8 protein-coding genes and 1 pseudogene are annotated in these 6,097 nt (G+C 68.3%); 2 read left to right on the top strand and 7 right to left on the bottom strand.

Annotated features, from left to right (window positions below):
* Positions 1–912 (bottom strand): 5'-3' exonuclease H3TH domain-containing protein (locus RWO33_RS18725; RefSeq protein WP_314106770.1); only part of this gene is annotated, 912 nt, incomplete at its 3' end.
* 97 nt (positions 913–1,009) lie between these two features.
* On the opposite strand from RWO33_RS18725, the gene RWO33_RS18720 reads away from it, so the two are divergent.
* Together RWO33_RS18720 and RWO33_RS18715 are read left to right on the top strand one after the other, a co-directional pair.
* Positions 1,010–1,294 carry a DUF2782 domain-containing protein gene (locus RWO33_RS18720; RefSeq protein ID WP_145478651.1) on the top strand — a complete coding sequence of 95 codons (285 nt, stop codon included), beginning with the start codon at positions 1,010–1,012 and terminating at the stop codon, positions 1,292–1,294.
* Positions 1,295–1,349: 55 nt separating this feature from the next.
* Positions 1,350–1,589: a hypothetical protein gene (locus RWO33_RS18715; protein WP_314106766.1), complete on the top strand. Its 240-nt coding sequence runs from the start codon at positions 1,350–1,352 to the stop codon at positions 1,587–1,589.
* A 36-nt stretch (positions 1,590–1,625) separates the two neighbouring features.
* On the opposite strand, the gene RWO33_RS18710 is transcribed toward RWO33_RS18715, so the two are convergent.
* The 6 genes and pseudogenes from RWO33_RS18710 to RWO33_RS18685 form a co-directional block, all read right to left on the bottom strand.
* Positions 1,626–2,072: a universal stress protein gene (locus tag RWO33_RS18710; RefSeq protein ID WP_314106764.1), complete on the bottom strand. Its 447-nt coding sequence runs from the start codon at positions 2,070–2,072 to the stop codon at positions 1,626–1,628.
* Positions 2,073–2,143: 71 nt separating this feature from the next.
* Positions 2,144–2,440 (bottom strand): hypothetical protein, encoded by a 297-nt coding sequence (locus tag RWO33_RS18705; RefSeq protein WP_314106762.1) that lies wholly within the window; start codon positions 2,438–2,440, stop codon positions 2,144–2,146.
* A 205-nt stretch (positions 2,441–2,645) separates the two neighbouring features.
* Positions 2,646–3,200, bottom strand: coding sequence for a hypothetical protein (locus tag RWO33_RS18700; protein ID WP_314106760.1), 555 nt, complete (start codon positions 3,198–3,200; stop codon positions 2,646–2,648).
* Between the two features lie 88 nt (positions 3,201–3,288).
* A complete protein-coding gene (locus RWO33_RS18695) occupies positions 3,289–3,615 on the bottom strand; it encodes a low molecular weight protein tyrosine phosphatase family protein (protein WP_314106757.1) in 327 nt (108 codons plus the stop codon).
* Between the two features lie 15 nt (positions 3,616–3,630).
* A complete protein-coding gene (gene uvrD / locus RWO33_RS18690; RefSeq protein WP_314106754.1) occupies positions 3,631–5,823 on the bottom strand; it encodes a DNA helicase II in 2,193 nt (730 codons plus the stop codon).
* 62 nt (positions 5,824–5,885) lie between these two features.
* Positions 5,886–6,097, bottom strand: a pseudogene (locus RWO33_RS18685) (hypothetical protein); the annotation flags it as partial.

The following is a 6,097-nucleotide window of genomic DNA, read 5'->3' as shown; positions in this document are numbered from 1 at the left end:
GGCGTAGCCGGCGGCGGTGCCGCGCAGGCTTACCGGCGCGTCGCTGGCCGCAGCGGGCGCCGGGACCTGGCCTCCCAGTTCCTTCAGCGCCTGGGTGAAGCCATAGCGCAGGTACAGCTCGCCCAGTGCGGGCACGTCCGGGTCGCGCAGCGCCAGGGTCTGCGGGCTGGCCTCCAGCGCCACGTCGGTGCGGATGGTGACCAGTTCGCGGTTGAGTGGCAGCCGATCCAGCGCCGCGCGCAGGTTCTCGCCGATCTTGCCCTTCATGCCGGGGGCAGCGGCCATCACCCCATCCAGGGTCTGGTACTCGGCCAGCCACTTGGCAGCGGTCTTGGGCCCGCACTTCTCCACGCCGGGCACGTTGTCCACGGCATCGCCCATCAAGGCCAGCAGGTCGACGATCTGGTCGGCGCGCACGCCGAACTTGTCCATCACCGTGGCGTCCGAATCCATGCGGCTGCCGGTCATGGTGTTGACCAGTTCGATGCCCGGGCGCACCAGCTGGGCGAAGTCCTTGTCACCGGTGGAGATGGTGACGGTCATGCCGTCGCGGTGGCCCTGCAGGGCCAGCGTGCCGATCACATCGTCGGCCTCCACGCCGGGGATGCGCAGGATGGTCAGGCCCAGCGCCTCGACGATCTGGCACATCGGCTCGATCTGCGGGCGCAGGTCGTCGGGCATCGGCGGGCGGTTGGCCTTGTAGTCAGCGTACAGGTCGTCACGGAAGGTCTTGCCGGGCGCGTCAACCACGAAGGCGACGTACTCGGGGCGCTCCTTCAGCGTGGCGCGCAGCATGTTGACCACGCCGAACAGCGCGCCGGTGGGTTCACCGGCGGCATTGGTCAGCGGCGGAAGCGCGTGGAACGCGCGATACAGGTAACTGGACCCGTCAATCAGGACTAATCGGCTCATGCGACGATTCTACGCGCCCCGCCATGGCCGGTTACGGCACCGGCGTCACGGGGCATGGGGCATAATCGAGGCTCCCCCGCTCCAGGAACCGTGGTCCATGAAGACTCTGATGCTGGCAGGTCTGCTTGTGTTGGCTGGTTGTGCGACCACTGGGGGCAGCGCCGGCGCACCGCCGGTCGATGTCACCGGCGCCGATGTCGCCAGGCGCGTCATGGACAACGGCGACACCATCGAGGAATACCGGGTGGCCGGCCAGCTGCGCATGGTCAAGGTGACCCCGTCGCGCGGCGCCCCGTACTACATGTACGAAGGCGGCCAGACCGGCGGCGACCGCAGCAAGGACGGGGTGTCGCCGGTGTACTGGAAGCTCTACAGCTGGTAAGCCGGCCCCGTGCCCGGTCTGCCTGCCGCCCTGGAATGCCTGCCCGCCGTACCTGATGACGACTCCCGAACGCCGCAAGCCCATGGATTCCGCCGCCCTGCGCGACGGGCTGACTGCCGAGCAGCGCCAGGCCGTGGAGACCCTGGAGCACTTCGGCTGGGCACTGCGCTTCGTGCGCCGCCCGCTGTTCCGCGACCCGATACCGGTCCTGTTCGACCGCAGCGGCGAGCGCTACGTGGTGCTGCAGCCCGATGGCAGCCTGGACGAATCGCAGACGCTGAAGATACGGCCGTAGAGCGGGACTCTGCGAGCAGCCGGGCAAAGCCCGGCGCTACCGGATGACCAGGACCGGTACGCTGCTGCGTGCCAGCACTTCGGCGGTCTGGCTGCCCAGCAGCACCCGGGTCACGCCGCGGCGGCCGTGCGAGGTCATCACGATCAGGTCGCTGCTGCGCTCGGTGGCGGTGTCGATGATGCCGTCGGCGGCGTAGCGGTCCAGCACGTGCACGGTGGTGGCCCGCAGGCCCTGCGCCTCGCAGGCGGCCTTGGCCGGGGCCAGGACCTTCTGCGCGCTTTCTTCGCGGTCGGCCTTGTACTCGGGGCTGTTGGTGTAGCCCACGCTCCAGCCCATCGCGTCATACATGCCCACCGCCCAGGGCTCGGACACGGTGACGATGTCGACCTCGGCGTTGAGGTCGCGGGCCAGTTCCAGGCCCTTGAGCAGGCCCTTTTCGGACAGCTCGGAGCCATCGGTGGCAATCAGGATCCGCTTGTACATGGAACGCTCCTTGGCGAAGGCAGTGGGGACACCATTGCACACCCGGCGTGGAGAGGATGCCTTGAGCGGGATCAATCGGCGGCGTCCACCCCTCCACCGCGCTGCATGGATGACGCCGGTCGCCGACGTGTCGCCAGCAGGCCCACCACCGCCACGCCCGTTGCGGTCAGCCAGAACACCCAGCCCTCCAGGACGAGGCCGGGCACTGCGGCTGGCGGCGCGCAGCGCAGGTGGACCAGGTCCAGGCGGCCGCCGCTGTCCAGGCACGCAGTCACCTGCTCGAACAGGGCCAGCACCGGTGCCGCCCAGCCCGCCGACAGTGTCAGCGCGACCAGGGTCGCCATCAGGTACGGAATTCCCTTGTTCATGTGCATGCTCCCAGCAGACAGCGCCAGACTCTGGGCGCACGACCGGGGACCGACAAGCGGCACGCGACGAAGCGGGTGAAAACGGGGATGAGTCGCGTTTGAGCAGGGGTAGAGCCGACTGTCAGTCGGCTGCTCCCCCGTCGGATGCGCGGCGGCTGGGGTGCTGGGGTGCCGCGTTGCCGACCAACGGTCGGCGCTACCGGGGTCAGGCGATCTGAACCACCCGTGCGCCCTGGCACAGCGGGTAGCTGGCCAGCAGGTCGGCGATGCGCTCGGCCATGGTGTCGAACGAGGCGCCATACAGGTACAGCGCGGTTTCGCTCGGGCCCTGCCACCAGCTGCAGACTTCGCCGTGGCCGTCGATGCGCTCGACGATCTGGTCGAACACGTAGTTCGAGTCGCACTGCTCGTAGACCTCATCGGGCAGGTCGGTGCCATTGAGGTACAGGCCCAGGCCTTCGGTGATGCCGAACGCCAGGTCGGGCTCGCCTTCGCGCTGGATCAGCGAGCCCTTCGGCGCACCGAGCTGCTCAAGCGCTTCGATCAGGTTGGGCAGCGCACCGGCATCGTGCAGCTGGATCTCCAGGTCGCCGTATTCAACCTCGCCTTCCTCGGACAGCGCGGTGCCACCGCCCATGATCTCGCCGATCCCGGCACCTTCCAGCATGGCGTCGAGCGAGTCTTCGAACAGCTGCAGGCGATGTTCGGGCTGCAGGCGGGCATTGAGCTTTACGTTGATGGCGACAGGGGTGGCAGACATGGGATTACCTGGAAAGGGAGGAGAATGTAGAGCCACGCCCTGCGTGGCTGAGGTGCCCGTAGATCGCGCAGCCACGCAGGACGTGGCGCTACGGCAGGTGGGGGATGACCTTTTTCTTCAGCAGCTCCACCAGCTCCGACTGCATGAAGTCGTAGTCGTCGGGGATGTCCAGGCAGACCACCCGCTTCCCGTTCAACCACTGCCGGTGCCGGCTGGCCAGCCGCGTGCGGTGCGCCTGCTCCATCACGAAGATGACGTCCGCCCACTGCAACAGCTCCGGGCTGACCGGCACATCGGCATCGGCGAGCACGCCGGCCGAGGCCGTTTCCACGCCCGGCCAGTCGGCGAACACCTGCTCGGCCGTGGGGCTGCGCAGGCGGTTCTGGCTGCAGAGGAATAGCACATGGCGGGTCATCCGTGACACGCCCGGTCAGATCACGGTGAGGTTGGCGTACGCCATCACCAGCCACTTGCTGCCGGCCTCGGCGAACTCCACCTGCACGCGCGCATGCGCGCCGCTTCCTTCGTAGTCGGTGACCATGCCTTCGCCGAACTTCGCGTGGGTGACCAGGGCGCCGAGCTTGAGCGGGGGTGCCTCCAGCGCGGCGTGGCTGGCCGGGCGGCTGGCACCGAGCGAGGCACCGCGCGAGACCTGCACCTTGGGCCGCACTTCGTTGAGCAGCTCACGCGGGATCTCGCGCAGGAAGCGCGACGGCACGTTGTAGTTTTCCTGGCCGTGGATGCGGCGCGATTCGGCGTAGCTGAGCACCAGTTTGTGACGCGCACGGGTGATGCCCACGTAGGCCAGCCGGCGCTCTTCCTCCAGCCGGCCGCTTTCTTCCAGCGACCGCGCGCTCGGGAACAGGCCGTCTTCCATGCCGGCCAGGAACACCAGCGGGAATTCCAGGCCCTTGGCCGAGTGCAGGGTCATCAGCTGCACGCCTTCCTCGCCGGCCTGGGCCTGGCCTTCGCCCGCCTCCAGCGAGGCGTAGGACAGGAACGCGACCAGCTCGCTCATGTTCTCGGCGCCTTCCTCGACATCATCCTCGCGCCGGGTAAAGCGCGAGGCCACCGACACCAGTTCGTCCAGGTTGTCCGCGCGCGATTCCGAATCCAGCGCGTTGCGGCTTTCCTTCGACCAGTGCTCGCGCAGGCCGGAACGGATCAGCACGTGGTCGATGCGCTCGGCCAGGGTCATCTCGCCGGCTTCGTGCTCCAGCTGGTTGACCAGGGTGAGGAACCCGGCCAGCGAGTTGCGCGCGCGGGCGGCAAGTTCGTTGCCCTGAGTGGTGAGCATGGTGGCTTCCCACAGCGAAATCGCCTGGCTGCGGGCCAGCCTACGGACCTCGTCCAGGGTGCGGTCGCCAATGCCACGGGTGGGCGTGTTGACCGCGCGCTCGAAGGCGGCGTCATCGTTGCGGTTGGTCATCAGGCGCAGGTAGGCCAGCGCGTCCTTGATTTCGGCACGTTCAAAGAAGCGCATGCCGCCGTACACGCGGTACGGCACCTGCTCGGAAAGCAGCGCTTCTTCGAACGCACGCGACTGGGCGTTGCTGCGGTAGAGCACGGCGGCGTCGCCATAGCTGCCGCCGTCGCGCACCCACTGCCGCGCGCGCTCGACCACGTAGCGCGCCTCGTCCATTTCGTTGTAGGCCGCGTACAGGTCGATCGGCTCGCCGTCGCCGCTGTCGGTCCACAGCTCCTTGCCGATCCGGTCCGGGTTGTGCGCGATCACCGCGTTGGCCGCGCCGAGGATATTGGCGCTGGAGCGGTAGTTCTGCTCCAGCCGCACGGTCTGCGCGCCCGGGAAGTCCTTCAGGAAGCGCTGCACGTTTTCGACCTTGGCCCCGCGCCAGCCATAGATGGCCTGGTCATCGTCGCCGACCACGAACACGTGCCCGCTGTCGCCGGCCAGCACGCGCACGAAGGCGTACTGGATGGCGTTGGTGTCCTGGAACTCGTCGACCAGGATCTCGCGGAAGCGCGAGCGGTAATGCGCCAGCAGCGCCGGGTTGTCGCGCAGCAGTTCGTGCGCGCGCAGCAGCAGCTCGGCGAAATCGACCAGCCCGGCGCGGTCGCAACGCTCCTGGTAGGCCGCGTAGGCCTGGCGCATCGTCTCCAGCCACGCATCGTTGGGCTCGGGCTGGATGTGCTGCGGACGCCGGCCTTCGTCCTTCTGCTCGTTGATCCACCACGCGATCTGCTTGGGCGGATGCTTGCTGTCGTCGATCTCCAGCTGCTGCACCACGCGCTTGACCATGCGCAGCTGGTCGTCCGAATCGAGCACCTGGAAGCTGTCGGGCAGCCTGGCTTCGGTGTGGTGCAGGCGCAGCAGGCGGTGGGCCAGGCCGTGGAAGGTGCCGATCCACGCGCCGCGGCTGCCCTGCGGCAACTGTGCGTCGATGCGGTGGCGCATTTCGCCGGCCGCCTTGTTGGTGAAGGTCACCGCAAAAATGCCATGCATTGGCACGCCGCAGACTTCGTTGAGCCAGGCGATGCGGTGGATCAGTACGCGGGTCTTGCCGGAACCGGCACCGGCAAGCACCAGATGGTGGCCGGGCGGGGCGGACACAGCTTCGCGCTGGGCGGGGTTGAGCCCGTCGAGCAAGTGGGAAACATCCATGCGGTCATTTTACCCCGCCGGCCCGCCCGGGGGGGCGGCCCGGGCAACCCGTTCACGGAAGGTCACGACCGTTGGTCGGGACGCGTCAATGCAGCCATGGCGGCCTGTTGCGCCTGAACCCGAAGTTCCGGAATGGCCAGGCTCTCCCAAAGGGTGCCGATACGCAGGCTGCCCACCACCTGCACGCCCGGCTGCGGCTGCCCCTGCGCGTCGCGCAGGGCGCCGTCCGCATCGCTGTCCAGGCCCAGCCCGTGCGGGCCGGGGCGCGCATGGC

The sequence above is a fragment of the uncultured Stenotrophomonas sp. genome (genome assembly GCF_963519925.1).
In the GTDB taxonomy this organism is placed as follows: Bacteria; Pseudomonadota; Gammaproteobacteria; order Xanthomonadales; family Xanthomonadaceae; genus Stenotrophomonas; species Stenotrophomonas maltophilia_AE.
The sequence above is the reverse complement of the archived record's forward strand: the minus strand, read 5'-3'. Positions and strand labels throughout refer to the sequence as shown.

What these genes read in the sequence shown, in the direction of transcription:
- RWO33_RS18715 (WP_314106766.1), top strand. Translation starts at nt 1,350, where the DNA reads ATGACGACTCCCGAACGCCGCAAGCCCATGGATTCCGCCGCCCTGCGC.
- RWO33_RS18700 (WP_314106760.1), bottom strand. Translation starts at nt 3,200, where the DNA reads ATGTCTGCCACCCCTGTCGCCATCAACGTAAAGCTCAATGCCCGCCTG.
- RWO33_RS18695 (WP_314106757.1), bottom strand. Translation starts at nt 3,615, where the DNA reads ATGACCCGCCATGTGCTATTCCTCTGCAGCCAGAACCGCCTGCGCAGC.
- uvrD (WP_314106754.1), bottom strand. Translation starts at nt 5,823, where the DNA reads ATGGATGTTTCCCACTTGCTCGACGGGCTCAACCCCGCCCAGCGCGAA.
- RWO33_RS18720 (WP_145478651.1), top strand. Translation starts at nt 1,010, where the DNA reads ATGAAGACTCTGATGCTGGCAGGTCTGCTTGTGTTGGCTGGTTGTGCG.
- RWO33_RS18705 (WP_314106762.1), bottom strand. Translation starts at nt 2,440, where the DNA reads ATGAACAAGGGAATTCCGTACCTGATGGCGACCCTGGTCGCGCTGACA.
- RWO33_RS18710 (WP_314106764.1), bottom strand. Translation starts at nt 2,072, where the DNA reads ATGTACAAGCGGATCCTGATTGCCACCGATGGCTCCGAGCTGTCCGAA.